This is a genomic window from Microbacterium saccharophilum, assembly GCF_007992455.1.
In the GTDB taxonomy this organism is placed as follows: domain Bacteria; phylum Actinomycetota; class Actinomycetes; order Actinomycetales; family Microbacteriaceae; genus Microbacterium; species Microbacterium saccharophilum.
Genome location: NZ_BKAH01000005.1, coordinates 30577 through 48241 on the forward strand (window position 1 = coordinate 30577; position 17665 = coordinate 48241).

The 17665-nt window shown below is 71.8% G+C and carries 17 protein-coding genes and 1 riboswitch; of the genes, 2 read left to right on the forward strand and 15 right to left on the reverse strand.

Going from position 1 to position 17665, the window contains the following annotated elements:
- Positions 1-182: 182 nt before the first annotated feature.
- From MSA03_RS06875 to MSA03_RS06890, 4 genes are read right to left on the reverse strand one after another with little or no spacing between them, the layout of a single operon-like run.
- Positions 183-1550 (reverse strand): FAD-binding oxidoreductase, encoded by a 1368-nt coding sequence (locus MSA03_RS06875; protein ID WP_147050146.1) that lies wholly within the window; start codon positions 1548-1550, stop codon positions 183-185.
- Positions 1547-1942: a YrdB family protein gene (locus MSA03_RS06880; RefSeq protein WP_147050147.1), complete on the reverse strand. Its 396-nt coding sequence runs from the start codon at positions 1940-1942 to the stop codon at positions 1547-1549. Before MSA03_RS06880 ends, MSA03_RS06875 begins: the two co-directional genes overlap by 4 nt.
- Positions 1943-1978: 36 nt before the next feature.
- Positions 1979-3121, reverse strand: coding sequence for an N-acetylglucosamine-6-phosphate deacetylase (nagA, locus tag MSA03_RS06885; RefSeq protein ID WP_147050148.1), 1143 nt, complete (start codon positions 3119-3121; stop codon positions 1979-1981).
- Positions 3118-4638, reverse strand: coding sequence for a beta-N-acetylhexosaminidase (locus MSA03_RS06890; protein ID WP_244946351.1), 1521 nt, complete (start codon positions 4636-4638; stop codon positions 3118-3120). Before MSA03_RS06890 ends, nagA begins: the two co-directional genes overlap by 4 nt.
- Before the next feature lie 86 nt (positions 4639-4724).
- Positions 4725-4808: riboswitch (ZMP/ZTP riboswitch) on the forward strand.
- 33 nt (positions 4809-4841) lie between these two features.
- Between MSA03_RS06890 and glyA the strand changes: the two genes are divergently transcribed.
- Together glyA and MSA03_RS06900 are read left to right on the forward strand one after the other, a co-directional pair.
- Positions 4842-6116, forward strand: coding sequence for a serine hydroxymethyltransferase (glyA, locus tag MSA03_RS06895; protein WP_028496866.1), 1275 nt, complete (start codon positions 4842-4844; stop codon positions 6114-6116).
- Positions 6113-6994 carry a bifunctional methylenetetrahydrofolate dehydrogenase/methenyltetrahydrofolate cyclohydrolase gene (locus MSA03_RS06900; RefSeq protein WP_147050150.1) on the forward strand — a complete coding sequence of 294 codons (882 nt, stop codon included), beginning with the start codon at positions 6113-6115 and terminating at the stop codon, positions 6992-6994. The genes glyA and MSA03_RS06900 overlap by 4 nt, the downstream gene beginning before the upstream one ends.
- Positions 6995-7016: 22 nt before the next feature.
- On the opposite strand, the gene MSA03_RS06905 is transcribed toward MSA03_RS06900, so the two are convergent.
- The 11 genes from MSA03_RS06905 to MSA03_RS06955 all read right to left on the reverse strand — a co-directional run bounded on the left by MSA03_RS06905 (position 7017) and on the right by MSA03_RS06955 (position 17658).
- Positions 7017-7751, reverse strand: a complete 735-nt coding sequence (locus MSA03_RS06905) for an amino acid ABC transporter ATP-binding protein (protein ID WP_028496864.1) — start codon at positions 7749-7751, stop codon at positions 7017-7019.
- Positions 7748-8599, reverse strand: a complete 852-nt coding sequence (locus MSA03_RS06910) for an amino acid ABC transporter permease (protein WP_244946352.1) — start codon at positions 8597-8599, stop codon at positions 7748-7750. The genes MSA03_RS06905 and MSA03_RS06910 overlap by 4 nt, the downstream gene beginning before the upstream one ends.
- 22 nt (positions 8600-8621) lie before the next feature.
- On the reverse strand, positions 8622-9476 hold the full coding sequence (locus MSA03_RS06915) for an ABC transporter substrate-binding protein (RefSeq protein WP_147050151.1): 855 nt from the start codon (positions 9474-9476) through the stop codon (positions 8622-8624).
- A gap of 128 nt (positions 9477-9604) precedes the next feature.
- Positions 9605-10159, reverse strand: coding sequence for a hypothetical protein (locus tag MSA03_RS06920; protein ID WP_147050152.1), 555 nt, complete (start codon positions 10157-10159; stop codon positions 9605-9607).
- A gap of 49 nt (positions 10160-10208) precedes the next feature.
- Complete coding sequence (locus MSA03_RS06925) at positions 10209-11003, reverse strand: transglutaminase-like domain-containing protein (RefSeq protein WP_147050153.1); 795 nt, start codon at positions 11001-11003, stop codon at positions 10209-10211.
- A gap of 70 nt (positions 11004-11073) precedes the next feature.
- A complete protein-coding gene (locus MSA03_RS06930; protein WP_147050154.1) occupies positions 11074-11874 on the reverse strand; it encodes an aldolase/citrate lyase family protein in 801 nt (266 codons plus the stop codon).
- Positions 11859-12644, reverse strand: coding sequence for a 2-oxo-hept-4-ene-1,7-dioate hydratase (gene hpaH, locus MSA03_RS06935; protein ID WP_028496858.1), 786 nt, complete (start codon positions 12642-12644; stop codon positions 11859-11861). Before hpaH ends, MSA03_RS06930 begins: the two co-directional genes overlap by 16 nt.
- A gap of 41 nt (positions 12645-12685) precedes the next feature.
- On the reverse strand, positions 12686-13852 hold the full coding sequence (gene hpaD, locus MSA03_RS06940; protein ID WP_147050155.1) for a 3,4-dihydroxyphenylacetate 2,3-dioxygenase: 1167 nt from the start codon (positions 13850-13852) through the stop codon (positions 12686-12688).
- 39 nt (positions 13853-13891) lie between these two features.
- Positions 13892-15454 carry a 5-carboxymethyl-2-hydroxymuconate semialdehyde dehydrogenase gene (gene hpaE, locus MSA03_RS06945; protein WP_028496856.1) on the reverse strand — a complete coding sequence of 521 codons (1563 nt, stop codon included), beginning with the start codon at positions 15452-15454 and terminating at the stop codon, positions 13892-13894.
- 21 nt (positions 15455-15475) lie between these two features.
- A complete protein-coding gene (locus MSA03_RS06950) occupies positions 15476-16165 on the reverse strand; it encodes a GntR family transcriptional regulator (RefSeq protein ID WP_028496855.1) in 690 nt (229 codons plus the stop codon).
- On the reverse strand, positions 16162-17658 hold the full coding sequence (locus MSA03_RS06955; RefSeq protein ID WP_147050156.1) for a fumarylacetoacetate hydrolase family protein: 1497 nt from the start codon (positions 17656-17658) through the stop codon (positions 16162-16164). The genes MSA03_RS06950 and MSA03_RS06955 overlap by 4 nt, the downstream gene beginning before the upstream one ends.
- Positions 17659-17665: the final 7 nt, after the last annotated feature.

Sequence of the window (17665 nt, forward strand, 5' to 3'; positions counted from 1 at the left end):
GGGCGAACGAGGCGGCCTCGGTTCATCCGCGCCGAAGTGCGGGTCCAGCGGCGACGCACCCACGTTTCGGCGCGGGCGAACGAGATCGGGGTGGGCGAACGAGGCCGGCGCGGGCGAACGAGGTCGGCGCGGGCGAACGAGGTCGGCGCGGGTGAGCGAAGCCCGGGGGAGCCGACGCCGACTCAGGGCGCGAAGACCTTGCCGGGGTTGAGGATGCCGGTCGGGTCGAAGACGCGGGTGATCTGCCGCTGCAGCTCCCACTGGTCCGCACCGAGCTCGTCGGCGAGCCAGCGGCGCTTGAGCACGCCGATGCCGTGCTCGCCGGTGAGCGTGCCGCCGAGGCGGAGCGCCGCGCGGAACAGGTCGTCCGCGGCCGCCCAGATCTCCGGCGGCACCTCGGTGCCCTGGAAGATGAAGTTCGGGTGCAGGTTGCCGTCGCCCGCGTGGCAGACCGTCGGGATCCGCAGTCCGTGCTCCCGCTCGACCCGCGCGATCTCGTCGAACATCTCCGGCAGGCGGCTGCGGGGCACCGCGACGTCCTCGATGAGCGCCGTGCCGAGGCTCTCCATGGCGGGATGCATCGAGCGGCGCACGGTGAGGAGGTGCTCGGCCTCCCCGTCGTCTGCGGCCAGCCGGACGACGGCGCCCAGTGCGCCGAGCGTCGACGCGATCGACTCCGCCTCGTCGATCGCCGCCGGGCCGTCGGTCTGGATCGTCAGCTGCGCGGCGCCCGGTGCGGGAGCCGGCAGGCCCAGCAGCGCGTGAGCGGCGCCGAGCGACGCGGCATCCATCAGTTCCATGATGGCCGGCTGCACACCGGATGCCGTCACGGCGGCGGCGCCCACCGCGGCGGCGCGCACGTCGGGGAACGTCGCCGTGATGGTGCGGCGGTGCCCCGGGACGAGGCGGCGCAGCTTGAGCGTCGCGCCGACGATCACTCCGAGCGTGCCCTCCGAGCCGATCACGAGCGACGTGAGGTCGAGCCCCGTGACGCCCTTCACCGACCGGTGCCCGAGGGTCAGCAGGCGCCCGTCGGCGAGGACCAGATCGACGCCCAGCACCGCGTCGCGGACGACGCCGTACTTCGCGCAGAGGAGGCCCCCGGCGCCCGTGGCGATGTTGCCGCCGACCGTCGAGATCGCCCGACTCGCCGGGTCCGGCGCCCACCAGAGGCCGTCGGCGGCGAGGGCGTCGTTGAGGTCGGCGTTGAGGATGCCGGGTTCGACGACGGCGAGGAGGTCATCGGGCCGCACCTCGAGGATGCGATCCATCCGGCGCACCGACAGCGCGATCTCGCCGGGGCCCGCGTTCGCGGCGCCCGCGAGTCCCGTGCCGGCGCCGCGCGTGACGACGGGCGTGCCGGTGCGATGCGCGATCCGGAGGGTCGCCTGCACATCGGCGACGGATGCCGCGTGCACGACGGCGAGCGGCGGCCCCGCGGAGGCGTGCCCGGACTTGTCGCTGCGGGCGTCCTCGAGGGCTGCGGGGGAGAGGTCGACGCGGTCGCCGAGTTCGGCGTGCAGCAGGGCGACGACCTCGGCGGCGGTCATGCGAGCCGGCGACGTCCTGCGACGAGTCCGGCGGCGACGGCGACGACACCGAACGCGAGGCCGATGAGCGCCTGGCCGGCGCTCCACCACACGATGGTCGCGGCGGCGTAGATCAGCAGCTCGACGAGCGCTCGGATGAACGGGTGCACCGTGAGGACGGCGCGCGGTGAGATGAACAGGGCCCAGAGCAGGATGGCGATGACCGGCGCGCCGACGCCCACCAGGATGTTCCACGGGGCGTCCCAGGCCGTGAAGCCCCAGACCGCGAGCGTCCCCACGGCGAACAGGGCGCACAGGTAGGAGACGATGTCGACGACGGAGAGCGCCGGGCGGGTGCCCGCGGCGAGCGGTTCGGCCGGCTTTTCGGGGCGCACAGGGGGCAGTTCGGCCATGCCGTCAGTCTATCCGCCGCCTGCAGCGGCCCCGGTTCACGCGGTCGCGCGGACGCCGCTCACCCAGACCCCGGTGACGGACAGCGCGTCATCGAGCAGCACGGCATCCGCTTCCATGCCGACACGCAGCGACCCGAACCGGCGGCCCAGCCCGAGCGCGCGAGCCGGCACGGTCGAGACGGCGGCGACGGCATCGGGAAGCGAGACGCCGCAGCGGACGGCGAGGCGGAGCGCGGCATCCTGCGTCAGCGTCGACCCGGCGATCGCGCCGTTGGAGTCCAGCCGGGCGACGCCGTCGGTGACGGTGACGGCGAGTCCGCCGAGCTCGTACCGCCCGTCGACGGTCCCGGCCGCCGCCATCGCGTCGGTCACGAGAGCGATGCGGCCGGGCGCGCCGGCGAACGCGAGCGTGATGACGTCGGGATGCACGTGGATGCCGTCGGCGATGAGCTCGAGGGTCACCCGGTCATCGCGCATGGCGGCCACGACGGGTCCCGGTGCGCGGTGATGGATCCCGCGCATCGTGTTGAACGCGTGCGTCAGCAGCGTCGCCCCGGCATCGAAGGCGGCTGCGGCCTGCTCAGCGGTCGCGTCGGTGTGCCCGACGGCGACGGCGATCCCGGCATCGACGAGGCGCGCGACGGCGGCGAGGCCGCCGGGCAGCTCGGGGGCGAGCGTGATCTGGCGGATCGTCCCGCGCCCGGCATCGATGAGCCGGTCGACGGAGGCGGGATCGGGGTCGCGGAGCAGCTCGACCGTGTGGGCGCCCTTGTGCAGGACGCTCAGGAACGGTCCCTCCAGGTGCGAACCGAGGATCGTGGCATCCTGCTCGGCGAGGTCGGCGACCATCGCGGCGCGCGCGGCGAGGTCGTCGACCGACGCGGTCACGAGGGAGATGACGGCGCGGGTCGTGCCGTGCGCGCGATGCACCGCCCGGCCCGTCGCGATCGCGTCGGGCCCGTCGTCGAACGTGGCTCCGCCGGCGCCGTGCCCGTGCAGGTCGATGAACCCGGGGGCGAGGTAGGCGCCCGCGGCATCCACCACGTCACCCGCGGGAAGGTCCCGCCACGTGTCTCCGACGCCTGCCTGCGTCACGACGCCGTCGCTGAACGCCACCCACGCGTCGTCGGTCACCGCCCCGTCGTCGATGAGCCGGGCGCTGTGCAGGATGGTCGTCATTCGCGGGTCCAATCGACCTCGGGGAGCGGGGTGAAACCGATGCCCTGGCGGGTCCAGAGCGGGGCGAGCTGCGCGACGCGCTCGCGGAAGGATTCCCACGTGCGGCGCTCGTCGGCGCCGGGGGCGGGCGACCACGCGGCTTCGGCCGCCGCCGCGATGCGGGGGAAGGCGAGCGCGTCGAGGTCGGCGAGGTCGCGGACGGTCTCGGTCCACAGCGGCGCTTCGACGCCGAGGATCTCGTCGTCGCCGACCCCGGCGATCACCGCCGCCGGGTCCCAGTCGTAGGCGCGGGGGAGGCTCGTGGGGCCGTTCGCCCAGGTGAGGCCGAGCGGGAAGTCCGCATCCGGCTTCATGTCCAGGTAGACCACATCGGCGGGAGAGAGGATCAGCTGCCCGCCGCCGCGGACGAACGCGCGCGCATGGTCGTCCATGCCGTCCGTGGGAACCCGGAAGCCCCAGTACTGGCCGATCGTGCCCGGCGCGAGGCCGGCGGCTGCACCCGCCTCGTGCCACGCGATCGGCGTCTTGCCGAGATCGGCGACGACGCGGGTGGCGCGCTCCATGAACAGCGCGAGGTCGGCGGGCGGCGTGCCGAGCGCTTCATCGCCGCCGACGTGCAGGTAGGGGCCGGGGGTCATCTCCGCGATGTCGGCGAGCACGTCGCTGAGCAGGGCGTACGTCGCGTCGTCGTGGATGCGCAGCGACGAGAAGCCGACGGCGATGCCCTCGTAGGGGATGCCGCTGGCCGGCAGGTCCTCGCCGCGCTGGCGGGCCTCCTCGCGGAGGTGGTCGGAGATGGTCGGCGCCGCGCACGCCTCGGGGTACGCGAGGTTCACGGCGTGGGTGTGGCCGGGGACGTCGATCTCGGGGACGACCGTCATGTGGTGTGCGGCCGCGTGCACCACGATGGCGCGGTAGTCGGCGCGGCTGAAGAACCCGCCGGGGTCGCCGCCGACCGCGGAGGCCGACGCCCGTGCGGTGAGCTCGGGGCGGGAGGGCACCTCGATGCGCCAGCCCTGGTCGTCCGTGAGGTGCAGGTGCAGGACGTTGAACTTCAATGCCGCCGCGCGCTCGATGTACGCCTTCACGGTCTCGGCGCCGTGGAAGTGTCGCGCGACGTCGAGCATGACCCCGCGGTAGGCGAATCGGGGGGCGTCGTCGACGTGCACGGCGGGGAGGACCCAGCCGCTCTCGTCCTGAGCGAGGAGCTGCACGAGCGTGTGCACCCCGTAGAAGAGTCCTGCCGCGTCGGCCGCGCGGAGCCGGACGGATGCGGCATCCACATCCAGCACGTACGACTCGGCGGCTCCGGTTTCGGGGTCGATCGCGAGCGTCACGGCGGCGTCCGTCGCTGCGGCGGCGGCAAGGTCGAGGCCCGTGCGGCGTCGCACGGCTTCGCGCAGCGTCCGCACCGCATCCGGCGGGCCGGAGACGGCGGCATCCGGCGTCACGGCGAACGGCGGCGTCGACCCCGCGCGCAGCAGGCGCGCGGTGGGGACGAGGGAGGGTTCGGACACGGTGCCCCTATTGTGCGTGGATCGGCCCATGTTAGGAGCCCTAACAAATAGACGGGGCCAGCCTATCAGCGCGGCATCCGTTATGCTCAGACAGTCGCGACTGGCGTTGAGGTGGGCCACCACCGGGGAGCGACCGATACGGCATTCGACCGCACGCCTGGGCCGATGCGAGATTCCATCCGCCGCCGTCCCAGGAGATCGCCATGACCGATTCTGTCTTCAATGCCCCCCTTTCCGAGGTCGATCCCGAGATCGCCCAGGTGCTCGAGCGGGAGCTCGACCGCCAGCGCGGCTTCCTCGAGATGATCGCCTCGGAGAACTTCGTCCCCGTCTCCGTGCTGCAGTCGCAGGGCTCCGTGCTCACGAACAAGTACGCCGAGGGTTACCCGGGCCGCCGCTACTACGGCGGCTGCGAGGAAGTCGACGTCGCGGAGGAGCTCGCGATCCAGCGGGCGAAGGATCTCTTCGGCGCCGAGTTCGCCAACGTCCAGCCGCACTCCGGCGCATCCGCGAATGCCGCCGTGCTGCACGCCATCGCGCGTCCGGGCGACACCCTGCTCGGTCTCTCGCTCGACCAGGGCGGTCACCTCACGCACGGCATGAAGATCAACTTCTCCGGCCGCCTGTACAACATCGTCGCCTACGGCGTCGACCCGGAGACGTCGATCATCGACATGGATGAGGTCCGCCGCCTCGCCGTCGAGCACAAGCCGAAGGTCATCATCGCCGGGTGGTCGGCGTACCCCCGCCAGCTCGACTTCGCGGCGTTCCGCGCCATCGCCGACGAGGTCGGTGCCCTCCTGTGGGTCGATATGGCGCACTTCGCCGGTCTCGTCGCGGCCGGGCTGCACCCCTCGCCGGTGCCGTACGCGCACGTCGTCTCCTCCACCGTGCACAAGACCATCGGCGGCCCGCGCTCCGGGTTCATCCTCAGCAACGACCCCGAGATCGCGAAGAAGATCAACTCCGCCGTCTTCCCGGGCCAGCAGGGCGGCCCGCTCATGCACGTCATCGCCGCGAAGGCCACGGCGTTCAAGCTCGCGGCGACGCCGGAGTTCAAGGAGCGCCAGGAGCGCGTGCTCCGCGGCGCGTCGATCCTCGCCGAGCGCCTGACGCAGCAGGACGTGAAGGATGCCGGCATCGCGGTGCGCTCCGGCGGCACCGACGTGCACCTCGTCCTCGTCGACCTCCGGGACGCGGCGATCGACGGCAAGCAGGCCGAAGACCTGCTGCACGAGATCCGCATCACGGTGAACCGCAACGCCGTCCCGAACGACCCGCGCCCGCCGATGGTGACCTCGGGCCTCCGCATCGGCACGCCCGCTCTCGCGACGCGGGGGTTCGGCGACGCCGAGTTCACCGAGGTCGCCGACATCATCGCCCTCGCGCTGCAGCCCGGCGCCGACGTCGAGGCGCTGCGCGCCCGCGTCGCCGTGCTCACTGAGGCGTTCCCGCTCTACCCGGGGCTGCAGCAGTGACGGCGCTCCGGCTCGACGGCAAGGCCGCCGCGGCGGAGATCAAGGCCGAGCTGGCGGAGCGGGTCGCGGCGCTGAAGGCACGCGGCATCACGCCCGGCATCGCGACGGTGCTGGTCGGGGCCGACCCGGCATCCCAGCTGTACGTCGGGATGAAGCACCGCCAGTCCGAGGCCATCGGGATGAACTCGATCCAGCGCGAGCTGCCTGCCGGCGCGACGCAGGCCGAGGTCGAGGCACTGATCGACGAGCTCAACGCCGACCCCGCCTGCCACGGGTACATCGTGCAGCTGCCGCTGCCGAAGCACCTCGACACCGACGCGATCCTCGAGCGCATCGACCCCGCGAAGGATGCCGACGGCCTGCACCCGACGAACCTCGGCCGGCTCGTGCTCAACGTCAACGCCCCGATCACGACCCCGCTGCCGTGCACGCCGCGCGGCGTCATCGAGCTGCTGCTGCGCAACGACTACGACCTCCAGGGCAAGCACGTCGTGGTCGTCGGACGCGGCGTCACGATCGGCCGCTCCATCGGGCTGCTGCTGACGCGCCGCGAGATCAACGCGACCGTGACCCTCACCCACACCGGGACCGTCGACCTGGCAGAGCACCTGCGCCGGGCCGACGTCATCGTCGCGGCGGCGGGCGTCAAGCACATCGTCCGCGCCGAGGACGTGAAGCCCGGCGCCGCTGTGCTCGATGTCGGCGTGACGCGCGAGACCGACCCGGAGACCGGCAAGAGCACGGTCCACGGCGACGTGCACCCCGACGTGGTCGAGGTCGCCGGCTACCTCTCGCCGAATCCCGGCGGCGTCGGCCCGATGACCGTCGCGCTCCTGATGACGAACGTGATCGAGGCGGCCGAGCGCCAGCTCGCCTGACCTCGCCGGACCCCGCCCCGGCTCAGGCGGTGAAGCGCGCCAGGAAGGCGCGGGTGCGGGCCTCGCGCGCGGCCCCGAAGAGCTGCGACGGCGGACCCTGCTCGATGATCGTGCCGGCGTCGAGGAACACGACGCGGTGCGCGACGTCACGGGCGAACGCCATCTCGTGCGTGGCCATGAGGATCGTCGCGCCGTCCTGGGCGAGCTGCCGGACGAGCTCGAGCACCTCGCCGACGAGCTCGGGGTCGAGGGCCGAGGTGATCTCGTCGAGGAGCAGCACCTCAGGGTCCGTCGCGATGGCGCGGACGATCGCGGCGCGCTGCTGCTGCCCGCCGGAGAGCCGGTCGGGGTGGTCCTTCGCCTTGTCTGCCAGGCCGATGCGCTCCAGCAGCGCCATGGCGCGTTCCTCGGCCGCGTGCCGCGGCATCCGGTGCACGATGCGGGAGGACAGCGTCACGTTGTCGAGCACGGACAGGTGCGGGAACAGGTTGTAGCTCTGGAAGACGGCCCCGAACCGGGCGCGCACACGGTTCGCGTCGATGCGCGGGTCGGAGATGTCCTCCTCGCCGAGGAAGATCTGCCCGTCGTCGATGGGCTCCAGCAGGTTCAGGCAGCGCAGCAGCGTCGACTTGCCCGACCCGCTCGCGCCGATGAGGGCGACGACCTCGTGCCGGTCGAGCGTGAGATCGATGCCCCGGAGCACCTCCTTGTCCCCGAACGCCTTCCACACGCCGTCCGCGCGGAGCACCGTGCTCATACGATCGACCCCATCTGCTCGCGTTCCCGCAGCCGCGCGGTGTACCAGTCGGCGAGGCGGATCGTGGGGATCGCCAGCAGCACGAACAGCACGGCCGCGACGACATACGGCGTGAAGTTGTAGGTCAGCGACGTCTCGATCTGCGCGGCGCGCACGGCATCCACCGCGCCGAGGATCGAGATGAGGCCCACGTCCTTCTGCATCGACACGAAGTCGTTCATGAGCGGCGGGGTCATCTTCCGCAGGGCCTGCGGCAGCACGACGCGGCGCAGCGTCTGCGCGTAGCCGAGGCCGAGCGCGCGGGCGGCGAGGCGCTGCGACGGGTGCACGGCCTCGATGCCGGCGCGGATCACCTCGCTGACGTACGCCGAATACGTCAGGGTGATCGCGACCGTCCCGAGCAGCACGACGGAGATGCGCTGGTCCAGCAGGGCCGGCACGCCGAGCCCGATGAGGTACAGCACGATGATGAGGGGGATGCCGCGGAAGATGTCGGTGTACCCGGCGGCGAGGGCGCGGAGCGGGAAGAACACCGGTCCGCGGAGGGTCCGCAGCAGCGCGATGAGCAGGGCGACGACCGACACGGTCACGACCGACAGAGCGAGCACCTGCAGGTTCAGCAGGAACCCGTCCCAGACGCGCGGCAGTGACGCGGCGAATGTGGCCGGGTCGAAGAAGCGCTGCTGCACCTGAGCCCAGCCGGGCGTGCCCAGGACCGTGACCCAGACGATCCCGGCGAACGCGAGCGTCGACGCGATCGCGACCAGCACCGACTGCCGCGAGCGGCGGGTGCGGTACGCGCGACGCTCGAGCTCGAGTTCGCTCGGCCGGAAGGACGGGTCGGTCACGACACGACGCTACCGGACAGCGTCACTTCAGCTGGGTGGCGCCCGCGCTGAGCACCGACAGCCACTCCTCCTCGAGGGCGTCGAGCGTGCCGTCCTCGCGCAGGGCGTCGACGGCAGCGGTCACGCGCTCGGTGAGCGGCGACTCGTTCGCGAGGAGGAGGCCCCACTGGTCGGGCACGCCGGCGGCGGGCAGCTCGCCGACGAGGAACGCGTTCTCGATGTAGAAGTTGGCCGCGACGTACGCGGTGGGCAGGTCGAGGACGAGGCCGTCGATCTGACCGGCCTCGAGCGCTGCGCGCGCATCCTCGTTGCTGTTGAAGAGCAGCTGCGGGGTGTTCGGCTCGATCGCCTCGTCGACGGTCGTCGCGCTCGTCGACCCCGCCATGGCGCCGAGCAGCAGCTCCTTCGCGCCCGCGAGGTCGGTCACGCCGTCGGCCTTGCCGCCCTTGATCGCGACGATGGCCTGGCTGGCCTCGTAGTACGGCGAGGAGAAGTCGACGGCCTTCTCTCGGTCCTCGGTGATCGTGTACTGCTGGATGTTGAAGTCGAAGTCCTTCGGGCCCGGTGCGATGGCCGACTCGAAGGTCGTGCGCACCCAGACGACGTCCTCCTTCGCGAAGCCGAGCTCCTCCGCGACGGCGTAGGCGACCGCGGACTCGAAGCCCTCACCGGACTCCGGAGCGTTGTCGAAGACGTACGGCTCGTAGGCGGGCTCGCCCGTGCCGATCGTCAGCTTGCCGGGCGTGATGTAGCCCTCCTCGGCGGCGGGCGCGTCGGATGCCGTCGGCTGGGCGCCGCCGGAGGCGCAGCCGGAGACGAGCAGGGCGACGGCCGCGACGGACGCGACGAGGGCGGAACGCAGGACGGTGCGCGACATGGAGGCCTCCGGGGATTCGGGTGCGGCCTCGCGCGTGCTGTGCTGCGACGACCGCCTGCATCCATCTTCGTCGCCCGTCGAGGATCCCGGGTCGCCGAGCGACGCTTTGTTACAGCAACTTCATGCGGTCAGCTCTCGCCGAGGTCGTCCAGCATCCGCCGCTGCTCGGGGGTCAGGCCGTCGCGCAGCTCCTCCCGCCCGATCGCCTCCTCGCGCGACGGCGCCGCGGGGGTGGCGGACGTCCCAGAACCGCGGATGCCGGCGTGCGCGCGGTCGTACAGGCGGCCCGTGCGCGCCTCGAGGGCGTCGTCGACGCGGTCGTAGACGATCCACGCGACGAGCAGCAGCAGCGGCGGCACGAGCCAGCCCCAGAAGAAGCCGCCCACTTCCACACCGGATGCGAGCACGACGAGGGCCCAGACGAGGAGCTCGACGACGAAGACGATGCCGTACTGCACGAGCTTCTCGCCGGTCCGCGTCCGCTGCCCGGCGGACTTCGCCGCAGAGCGCGTGAAGAACCGCGTGACGAGGGGCTTCAGCCAGATGGTCGCAGCCGTCAGGACGACGGCGGCCCACAGGGCCGCCCAGCCGACCTGCACCGACGGCAGCAGGAATCCGATCAGCAGCAGGACGAGCACGTTGAACACGTAGAGCGAGGCGAACCGCACGATCCAGGACTTCATGCCCCCAGCGTGCCACGCCACGCCGGCCGGGACCACCGGCCCCCGCCGATCAGGCGAGGGAGACGAGCCGCGTCAGGTCGTCGTCCGGCAGCACGTCGGCGACGGCGCCCACCTGCATGGAGGCGATGTCGGCGCGGCCGGAGAGGACGTTGAGGAACGCCGTGTCCGAGGCGTCCCGCCCCGTCGCGATCCGGACGAGTGTCGACCGCGGCGCGAGGGTCGTCGCATCCACGGCGCGCCACGCCCCGTCGACCCAGCCCTCCGCGACGGCGTGGAAGTCCATCGGCGAGAGCCCGGGCGCGTAGACGGCGACCACGCGGGCGGGGATGCCGGAGGCGCGCAGCAGCGCGACGCACAGGTGAGCGTAGTCCCGGCAGACGCCCTGGCGGTTCAGCAGCGTCCGGATCGCGCCGTCGGTCGGGAGCGAGGAGCCGGACACGTAGGCGAGCTGTGTGCCGACCCACGCCGCGACCGACGTCAGAACGGATGCCGCGTCGGGCGCCGCGCTGAACTCCGCCGCCGCGGTGGGGGCGAGGGAGTCGGACTCGGCGTACCGGCTCGGCCGGCGGTAGATCAGCAGCTCCGTCTCGCCGGTCTGCAGCGGCGCGGCTTCCCCGTCGATCGACGCCGTGTAGCTCACGACGAGTTCGCCGGGGCCGCTGCGGATGCGGTGCAGGCGACCGCCGTGCGCGTCGGGGAGTTCGGACACGTCCACCGGCTCCCCGTCCAGCGTCGCGGTGAACGACTCGGTCGCGCGGTACAGGCTGCTCACCGCGATGGCGAACACGAGGTCGGCCGTCTCGGTGACGGTCAGGACGATGCGGCTGGAGACATCCCTCTTCATCGGCCCAGCCTGACAGACGGATGCGTCACGCGGGTGACGCGCCGATGACGCTCATGCGGCGGGGCGAGGGTCAGTACGACGCGCGCTCGTCGGTCGCGCCCGCGGAGCCGACCCACCGCGCCGCGAGCGCCTCGGATCCCCGTGCCAGCAGGGCGACGTCCGCCCCGACCAGGACGAAGGACGCGCCCGCGTCGAGGTAGCCCTGGGCGACGGCGGGATCGAAGGCGTTGACGCCGGCCGGCTTCCCGGCCGCGCGTACGGCGTCGAACGTGCGGATGACCGCGGCGGTGACATCCGGATGGGACTGCTGCCCGAGGAGCCCCATGGATGCGGCGAGGTCGGACGGTCCGACGAACACCCCATCGACGCCGTCCACGGCGGCGATCTCCCCGGCGGCCTCGACGGCCGCGGCGGTCTCGACCTGGACGAACAGCGACACGTAGGCGTCGGCGTTCTGCAGGTAGTCCTCGACACGGTTCCACCGCGCCGAGCGCGCGAGCGCCGAGCCGACGCCGCGGCGACCCCGTGGCGGATACCGGATGGCCGCGACCACGGCCTCGGCCTCGGCGGCCGAGGAGATCATCGGCACCAGGAGGTTCTGCGCACCGAGGTCGAGCACCTGCTTGATCGTGACGGTGTCGCCGGACGGCACGCGCACGAGGGGTGTCGTGGCGGAGGCGGCGATGGCCTGCAGCTGCGCGAGCGTGGACTCCAGCGCGTTGGGGGAGTGCTCCATGTCGATGAGCATCCAGTCCATCCCGGCGCCTGCGAGGATCTCGGCGACGAGCGGGGATCCCGAGCACGCCCATACCCCCGCGAGGGGGCGGGATGCCGTGGCGAGCGCGTCGCGGAAGGTCAGGGGAAGCGGCACGTGATGGTTCCCATCGGTCCGTAATCGCACAGCACGGTGTCGCCCGGGGAGACCCACATGGGCCGCGTGAACGACCCGGCGAGGATGATCTCCCCGGCCTCGAGCCGGTCGCCGTGCTGGTGCATCTTGTTGGCGAGCCACGCGACGCCGGTCGCGGGGTGGTTGAGCACGCCCGCGGCGACGCCGGTCTCCTCGATCGTCTCGTTGCGGTAGAGCAGGGCCGACACCCAGCGCAGGTCGATCTGGTCGGGGCGCATCGGGATGCCGCCGAGCACCATCCCGCCGTACGCGGCGTTGTCGCTGATCGTGTCGACGATCGTCCGGCCCTCGAGCTCGATGTGCGAGTTCAGCACCTCGAGGGCGGGAGTGACGTACTCCGTGGCGCGCAGCACGTCGAACACGGAGCAGTGCGGCCCCTCCAACGGCGCGTTCAGGACGAAGGCGAGCTCGACCTCGATGCGCACGTTCGAGAACGCGGAGTGCGGGATGACGGCGCCGCTCTGCCAGACCGTGTCGTCGAACATGACGCCGTAGTCGGGCTCGGTGATGCCGGTCGCCTGCTGCATGGCCTTCGAGGTCAGCCCGATCTTCCGGCCCACGAGGCGCCGGCCGTCGGCGATCATTCGGTCGCGCCAGACGCCCTGGATCGCGTACGAATCCTCCACCGTGGCATCCGGGTACCGGGCAGTGATCCTCGGGATCACGCCGTGCGTGCGGTCGGCTTCGGCGAGCTCGTCGGCGATCGCCGCGATCGTGGCGGCATCCAGCATCCGTCCTCCTTCGTCGTGTCCAGGCTAGGGGTGGGGCGGGGTCAGAGCTGGTTGCCGAGCTTGTACTCGCCCTGCTTCCACTCCGGCATCGACGCCTCGCCCTCTTCGGGGCGCGTGTAGGAGAAGCCGTCGGCGCCGATCGTGACCGCCATCTCGGACGCGTCGGTGCGGGCGACGACCTCCTTCGGGTTGCCGTCGAGGTCCAGGACGAGCGAGGCCTCGGTGTACCAGGACGGCACGACGGGCGTGCCCCACCAGTCGCGGCGCTGGTTGTCGTGCACGTCCCACGTGACGACCGGGTTGTCGGGGTCGCCGGTGTAGTAGTCCTGCGTGTAGATCTCCACGCGGTGGCCGTCGGGGTCGCGCAGGTACAGGTAGAACGCGTTCGACACGCCGTGCCGGCCGGGGCCGCGCTCGATGCGGTCCGACATCCGGAGCGCGCCGAGCTTGTCGCAGATCGCGAGGATGTTGTGCTTCTCGTGGGTGGCGAATGCGACGTGGTGCATGCGGGGCCCGTCGCCGCCGGTCATGGCGGTGTCGTGCACGGTGGGCTTGCGGCGCATCCAGGCGGCGTAGACCGTGCCGCCCTCGTCCTGGATGTCCTCCGTCACGCGGAAGCCGAGGCTCTGCATGAAGTTGACGGCGCGGGGCACGTCCGGGGTCACCTGGTTGAAGTGGTCCAGGCGCACCAGCTCGCCGGGGGTGTGCAGGTCGTAGCGCCAGGACAGGCGCTCGACGTGCTCGGTCTGGAAGAAGAACTCGTACGGGAAGCCGAGCGGGTCCTCGACGCGGACGGAGTCGCCGATGCCCTTCGTGTAGCCGTCCGCCCGGCGCTCGACGCGGCAGCCGAGCTCGGTGTAGAACGCGACGGCCTTGTCGAGGTCCTCCGGTGTGCGGACGCGGTACGAGAACGCGGCGACGGCCGCGACGGGGCCCTTCCGCAGCACGAGGTTGTGGTGGATGAACTCCTCCGTCGAGCGGAGGTAGACGGCGTCCGCGTCCTCCTCGGTCACGTGCAGTCCCAGCACGTCGACGTAGAACGCGCGGGAGACCGCGAGGTCGGTGACGACGAGCTCCATGTACGCGCAGCGCAGGATGTCCGGCGCCGGCGCGGTGGGCGTGGGGATGGGGTTGTCGCTGTGGATCGGCGCCTCCTGCGAGACGTAGAAGCCGGAGGAGGTCAGGGTGCGGTCATCGATGTGGGTCATGTCAGCGTCCTTGCTTGTGGGTCTGTCGTGGGGTGCGGGTCAGCGCGGGTCCGGGTCGTCGAGGTCCGGCTCGGCGGGAGCCGCCTGCTTGCCGAAGGTCGGGTTGTGCACGGCCCCGAGGGTGATGTGCACGGCCTGCTGGTCGGTGTAGAAGTCGATCGACCGGTAGCCGCCTTCGTGGCCGAGGCCGGAGGCCTTCACGCCGCCGAAGGGGGTGCGGAGGTCGCGCACGTTGTTGGAGTTCAGCCACACCATCCCGGCCTCGATGTTCTGCGCGAAGTTGTGGGCGCGCTTGAGGTCGTTCGTCCAGACGTAGGCGGCGAGCCCGTACTTCGTGTTGTTCGCGAGTGCGAGGGCCTCCTCGTCGGTGTCGAACGGCGTGATCGCGACGACGGGGCCGAAGATCTCCTCCTGGAAGATGCGGGCATCGGGGGAGACGTCGGCGAACGCCGTCGGGGCGACGAAGTTGCCGAACTCGAAGCCTTCCGGCTGCCCGCCTCCGGCGATGAGCCGGCCCTCGGTCTTGCCGATCTCGACGTAGCCCATGACCTTCTCGAAGTGCTCCGGGTGCACGAGCGCACCGACCTCGGTCGCCGGGTCGTGGGGGTAGCCGACCTTGACGCGCTTCGCCTGCGCGCCATAGCGCTCGACGAACTCGTCGTACACGTCGCGCTGGACGAGGATGCGGCTGCCCGCCGTGCAGCGCTCGCCGTTGAGGGAGAAGACGCCGAAGATCGTGGCGTCCACGGCGGCGTCGAGGTCGGCGTCGGCGAAGACGATCGCCGGCGACTTCCCGCCGAGCTCCATCGACAGCCCCTTCAGGAACGGGGCGGCGTTGCCGAAGATGATCTGGCCGGTGCGGCTCTCGCCCGTGAAGGAGATGAGCGGCACGTCGGGGTGCTTCACGAGCGCGTCGCCGGCATCCTCGCCGAGACCGTGCACGAGGTTGAACACGCCCTGCGGGAGGCCCGCCTCCTCGAAGATCTCCGCCCACAGGGATGCCGACAGCGGCGTGAACTCGGCGGGCTTGAGGACGACGGTGTTCCCGGTCGCGAGTGCGGGGCCGAGCTTCCACGACTCCAGCATGAACGGGGTGTTCCACGGCGTGATGAGGCCCGCGACGCCGATCGGCTTGCGGTTGACGTAGTTGATCTGACGCCCGGGGACCTTGAACGTGTCGTCGGCCTGCGCGACGATCAGGTCGGCGAAGAAGCGGAAGTTCTCCGCCGCGCGCCGCGCCTGTCCGAGGGCCTGCGTGATGGGGAGGCCGGAGTCGAAGGACTCGAGCTCGGCGAGCCGCGCGTCGCGCGACTCGACGATGTCGGCGATCCGGTGCAGGATGCGGGAGCGTTCGCGGGGGAGCATCTTCGGCCACGGGCCGTCGGTGAAGGCGCGTCGGGCGGCGGCGACGGCGAGCTCGATGTCGGCCTTCTTGCCGGCCGCGGCCTGCACGTACACCTCGTTGGACACGGGCTCGAGCACGTCGAACGTGTCGCCGTCCACGGAGTCGACGAACTGCCCGTCGATGTAGTGCTGGATGCGCGCGGGCAGGTCGGCCGGGACGTGACGCCGGTCGAGGGCGGGGGCGGTGGTGTCGGTCATGGGGTTCCTCCAGGGACGGGGTCAGACGGCCGGGAGACCGAGGGTCTCGTCGGGGTGCTCGTGGATGAGGTAGGCGTCGAGGGTCGCCGAGCGGTGCCGGCGGGCGGCCTTCTCGATGTCGCCGAGGGGTGCGCCGTTCTCGATGAGCTGCAGGATGTTCTCGTGCTCGCGGACCGACTCCTGGGCGCGGCCAGGGACGAAGCTGAACGTGGAGTCGCGCAGGTGACCGAGGCGCGCCCACTCCGCCTCGACGAGCTCGAGCATGCGCGGGTTCGCGCACTTGGCGAACAGGACGGCGTGGAACTGCTGGTTCAGGGCGGTGAACGCGCGCGGATCGAAGTGCTCGAGCCGCTCGATCATGAGCTCGTTGATCTGCCGGGCGTTGCGGACGTCGTCGGAGGTCAGGCGACGCGACGCCAGCGCCGTCGCCGCGCCCTCCAGGATCGACAGGGCCTGCATGCTGAAGCGGTACTGCGAATCGTCCACCATCGACACGTGCGCGCCGACGTTCCGCTCGAAGGTCACGAGCCCCTCGGCCTCGAGCTGGCGGATCGCCTCCCGGACGGGCACGACGCTCATGCCGAGCTCGTTCGCGATCGTGCCGAGCACGAGACGGTAGCCGGGCGTGAACTCCTGTCCCGAGATGCGGGCACGGATCCAGTCGTAGGCGCGCTGCGACTTGCTCTGCGACGCCTGCGCCGTGTCGGTCATCGGGTCTGCTCCCGAGCCTCGAAGCGGGCCCGCCACTCCGCGTTCATCGGGAAGAGCCCGTTCACGGGGTGGCCGGCTGCGACCTGCTCCGCGATCCACGCGTCCTCCTCCTCCTGGGCGAGGGCCGCGTCGGCGACCTCCTCGGCCAGCGCGGGCGGGATGACGATGACGCCGTCGGCGTCGCCGACGATGATGTCGCCGGGCTGCACCGTCGTGCCGCCGCACGCGATCGTGACGTCGAGGTCCCACGGCACGTGCTTGCGTCCGAGGACCGCGGGGTGCGCACCGGCGGAGTACACCGGGATGCCGACGGCCGCGACGGCGTCGGCGTCGCGCACCCCGCCGTCGGTGACGATGCCGGCGGCGCGCTGCGCGTGCGCGCGGATCGCCAGGACGTCGCCGAGCGTGCCGGAGCCGGACTCGCCGCGCGCTTCGATGACGATGACCTCGCCCTCCTGCACGGCGTCGAACGCGCGCTTCTGCGCGTTGTAGCCGCCGCCGTGGCTGTCGAAGAGGTCTTCGCGGTTCGGGACGAACCGCAGGGTCTTCGCCGTGCCGACGATCTTCCGGTCGGGGTGGTTGCCGCGGATGCCGTCAATCGTGACGTTGTTCAGGCCCCGCTTGCGGAGCTGCTGCGACAGTCCTGCGACGGGCGTGCGCTCCAGCTTGTCCCGCAGTTCGGGGGAGAGGGCGGGCGCGGCCGCGGGCAGTCCCGCGGCGACGCGCGATCCCCACGCCTCTTCGCGCTGCGTGTCGTCGACGGCGGGGAGCGAGCCGAGGGCGGCGTCGAACGCGGCGCCCTCGCCCTGCGTCACGGTCGTCACGAGCCGCCCCGAGGTCGCGCCGGTCGCGGGGGAGTCCACCTCCACCTCGACGACGTCGCCCGGCACGATGACCGAGGACCCGGCCGGGGTGCCGGTGAGGATGACGTCGCCGGTCTCGAGCGTGAAGTGCTGGGAGAGGTCGGCGACGAACTGCGCGAGGGGGAAGATGAGCCCCGCCGTGTCGTCGTCCTGGACGAGGCGTCCGTTGACCCACGTGCGCACGCGGAGGCCGGCGGGATCGACGGTGCGCGCGTCGATGAGATCGGGACCGATCGGGGTGAACCCGTCGCCGCCCTTCGACCGCACGTTGGAGCCCTTGTCGTTCGCGCGCAGGTCGTACAGGCCCAGGTCGTTCGCGGCCGTGACCCAGGCCACGTGGTCCCACGCGTCGGCGAGCGACACCTGCCGGGCGGGTGCACCGATGACGAGCGCGATCTCGCCCTCGAAGGCGAGGAGCTCCGTTCCGGCGGGCCGCTCGACGGTCCCGCCGGTCGCGGCGACGGAGCTGGAGGCCTTGAAGAAATAGGACGGCGCCGCCGGGCGGCGACCGCGCTGGTCGGCGCGCGAGCTGTAGCTCAGGTGCACCGCGACGATCTTGCCCGGGCGGGCGGGGAGAGCGGCGAAACGGGGGTCCGCGGCATCCGTGCGGGTGTCGTTCTCGGTGGTCATGAGCTCC

What these genes read in the sequence shown, in the direction of transcription:
- hpaE (WP_028496856.1), bottom strand. Translation starts at nt 15,454, where the DNA reads ATGACCGACACCACCGCCCCCGCCCTCGACCGGCGTCACGTCCCGGCC.
- MSA03_RS06955 (WP_147050156.1), bottom strand. Translation starts at nt 17,658, where the DNA reads ATGACCACCGAGAACGACACCCGCACGGATGCCGCGGACCCCCGTTTC.
- MSA03_RS06915 (WP_147050151.1), bottom strand. Translation starts at nt 9,476, where the DNA reads ATGTCGCGCACCGTCCTGCGTTCCGCCCTCGTCGCGTCCGTCGCGGCC.
- hpaD (WP_147050155.1), bottom strand. Translation starts at nt 13,852, where the DNA reads ATGACCCACATCGATGACCGCACCCTGACCTCCTCCGGCTTCTACGTC.
- glyA (WP_028496866.1), top strand. Translation starts at nt 4,842, where the DNA reads ATGACCGATTCTGTCTTCAATGCCCCCCTTTCCGAGGTCGATCCCGAG.
- hpaH (WP_028496858.1), bottom strand. Translation starts at nt 12,644, where the DNA reads ATGCTGGATGCCGCCACGATCGCGGCGATCGCCGACGAGCTCGCCGAA.
- MSA03_RS06875 (WP_147050146.1), bottom strand. Translation starts at nt 1,550, where the DNA reads ATGACCGCCGCCGAGGTCGTCGCCCTGCTGCACGCCGAACTCGGCGAC.
- nagA (WP_147050148.1), bottom strand. Translation starts at nt 3,121, where the DNA reads ATGACGACCATCCTGCACAGCGCCCGGCTCATCGACGACGGGGCGGTG.
- MSA03_RS06880 (WP_147050147.1), bottom strand. Translation starts at nt 1,942, where the DNA reads ATGGCCGAACTGCCCCCTGTGCGCCCCGAAAAGCCGGCCGAACCGCTC.
- MSA03_RS06905 (WP_028496864.1), bottom strand. Translation starts at nt 7,751, where the DNA reads ATGAGCACGGTGCTCCGCGCGGACGGCGTGTGGAAGGCGTTCGGGGAC.
- MSA03_RS06925 (WP_147050153.1), bottom strand. Translation starts at nt 11,003, where the DNA reads ATGAAGAGGGATGTCTCCAGCCGCATCGTCCTGACCGTCACCGAGACG.
- MSA03_RS06920 (WP_147050152.1), bottom strand. Translation starts at nt 10,159, where the DNA reads ATGAAGTCCTGGATCGTGCGGTTCGCCTCGCTCTACGTGTTCAACGTG.
- MSA03_RS06950 (WP_028496855.1), bottom strand. Translation starts at nt 16,165, where the DNA reads ATGACCGACACGGCGCAGGCGTCGCAGAGCAAGTCGCAGCGCGCCTAC.